Source organism: Azonexus sp., assembly GCF_036170495.1.
Lineage (GTDB): Bacteria > Pseudomonadota > Gammaproteobacteria > Burkholderiales > Rhodocyclaceae > Azonexus.
Window position 1 is genome coordinate 1 of the sequence record NZ_JAVHPH010000332.1, and the last position, 2,400, is coordinate 2,400.

Genomic DNA, 2,400 nt, shown 5'->3' on the forward strand with positions numbered 1-2,400 from the left:
GCCGTCGATCTGGCCTTCCCGGCCGAATCGCTGGTCGAAGCGGTGCAGCAGGCGACGGTGGGCGCCCAGATCGCCGGCCGGGTCCTTGAGGTCAAGGCCGATGCCGGGCAGTCGGTCAAAAAGGGCGATGTGCTGATGCGTATCGATGGCCGCGAAGCGGCCGAAGCGGCGCGCGCAGCCGAGGCGCAATACGCCAACGCCAGGGTCAGCTATGAGCGGACGAAAAGCCTGGTCGCCCAGAAGTTCATGAGCTCCGCCGCGCTCGACAAGGCGAAGGCCGACTTCGATGCGGCCGCCGCCAACCGTTCGGCCGCCGGCGCCAGCCAGAGCTACGCCACCATCGTCGCCCCGCTGACCGGCATCATCGCCCGCCGTCACGCCGAAATGGGCGATATGGCGACGCCCGGCAAACCGCTGTTTACGCTCTACCAGCCGGGCACCCTGCGCGTCACGGCGAGCATTCCGCAATATCGCCTGCCGGCGATGCGCGATGTCAAAACCGCCCGCGTCGAATTCCCCGAGCTGGGCAAATGGGTCGATGCCGTCAAGGTTCAGGTCTTGCCGACGGCCGATGCGGCGACCCACGTTTCGCAGGTCCGCGTCACGCTGCCTGATGTGCCGGAAGCAACGCCGGGCATGTTTGCCCGCGTCCATTTCATTACCGGCCAGGCGGAAAAACTGACCGTGCCGGTTGGCGCCGTGCTGCGGCGCGGTGAAGTCGCCGCTGTTTACGTGCAGACGGCCGACAATCGCCTGTCGCTGCGCCAGTTGCGCCTCGGCGAGCTGGTCGGGCAAGGCGAAATCGAAGTGCTGGCTGGCTTGTCGGCGGGTGACAAGGTGGTTACCGATCCGGTCAAGGCCGGCATTTCCCTGAAACAAAATTCAAGCAAATAAGCGGTCGCCGTTAAAAGCCGTATTGCTTTCACCACCGTCGAGGAGCGAGACAACCATGGCACACATCATCATTGTAGGGAGTGGTCTGGGCGGCATGACCATGGCGTTCGAAATGCGCGCCGATGCCCGTCCGGAAGACCGCGTTACCGTCGTATCGAACAATCCGAAATTTCATTTCGTGCCATCCAACCCCTGGGTGGCGGTGGATTGGCGCAAACGCGAAGAGATCGAGGTCGAGGCCGGCCCGGTGCTCGAAAAACGCAATATCGAGTTCATTCCGGTCGGCGCCAAACGCCTGCATCCGGAACGCAACCAAGTCGAACTCGATGATGGCCGCCTTCTCGATTACGACATTCTGATCCTGTCCACCGGGCCGAAACTGGCTTTCGACGAAATCGAGGGCCTCGGGCCGGATGGCCACACGCAGTCGATCTGCCACGTCGACCATGCGGTGACGGCAGAAAAAAACTGGCAGGCTTTCGTCGCCGATCCCGGCCCGATCGTCGTTGGTGCCGTGCAGGGCGCTTCCTGTTTCGGGCCGGCCTACGAATTCACCATGATCATGGAAACCGACCTGCGCCGGCGCAAATTGCGCGACCAGGTGCCGATGACCTTCGTCACCGCCGAGCCTTACATCGGCCATCTCGGCCTGGGCGGCGTCGGCGATTCCAAGGGCTTGATGGAGTCGATGTTCCGCAGCAAACACATCAAGGCCATTTGCAACGCCAAGGTGACCAAGGTTGAAGCCGGTCAGATGTTCGTCACCGAACACGATGACGAGGGCAAGCCGAAGAAGGAGCACGTGCTGCCCTTCAAGTATTCGATGCTGCTGCCGGCTTTTAAAGGCATCGATGCGGTGTTCGGCATCGAGGGCCTGACCAATCCGCGCGGCTTTATCCTGATCGACCAGTTCCAGCGCAATCCGAAATATCCCAACATTTACGGCATTGGTGTCTGCGTCGCCATTCCGCCGGTTGAGGTGACGCCGATTCCAACCGGTACGCCGAAAACGGGCTACATGATCGAGTCGATGGTCACGGCGACCGCCAAGAACGTTCGCGCCGCGCTCGATGGTCGTCAGCCGACCGAAAAAGCCACCTGGAACGCCATCTGCCTGGCCGATTTCGGCGACGGGGGGGCCGCCTTCGTCGCCCTGCCGCAGATCCCGCCGCGCAACGTCAACTGGTTTGGCGAGGGCAAATGGGTGCATGTCGCCAAGATCGGTTTCGAAAAATATTTCATGCACAAAATCAAGAAGGGCAATAGCGAAACCTTCTACGAGAAATTCATTCTCGATGCCATGGGTATCATGAAACTGAAAGGAAAATAGTTGTCGATGGGAATCTCCGGGCGCATCGCCGCCGCCTTCCAGAATTCGCGGATGACGCCGCTGCTGGCCCTGGTCGCCTTCCTGATGGGCCTCTTCGCGACGCTCGTCACGCCGCGCGAGGAAGAGCCGCAGATCGACGTGACCATGGCCGACGTGATGATCGCCTTCCCCGGCGC

At 61.7% G+C, this 2,400-nt stretch carries 2 protein-coding genes; both read left to right on the forward strand.

Annotated features, from left to right (window positions below; genetic code table 11):
* The coding region (locus ADADOO_RS12455) for an efflux RND transporter periplasmic adaptor subunit (protein WP_511277825.1) at positions 1 to 894 on the forward strand (894 nt) is incomplete at its 5' end.
* Positions 895 to 949: 55 nt separating this feature from the next.
* A complete protein-coding gene (locus tag ADADOO_RS12460; protein WP_511277826.1) occupies positions 950 to 2,224 on the forward strand; it encodes an NAD(P)/FAD-dependent oxidoreductase in 1,275 nt (424 codons plus the stop codon).
* Positions 2,225 to 2,400: the final 176 nt, after the last annotated feature.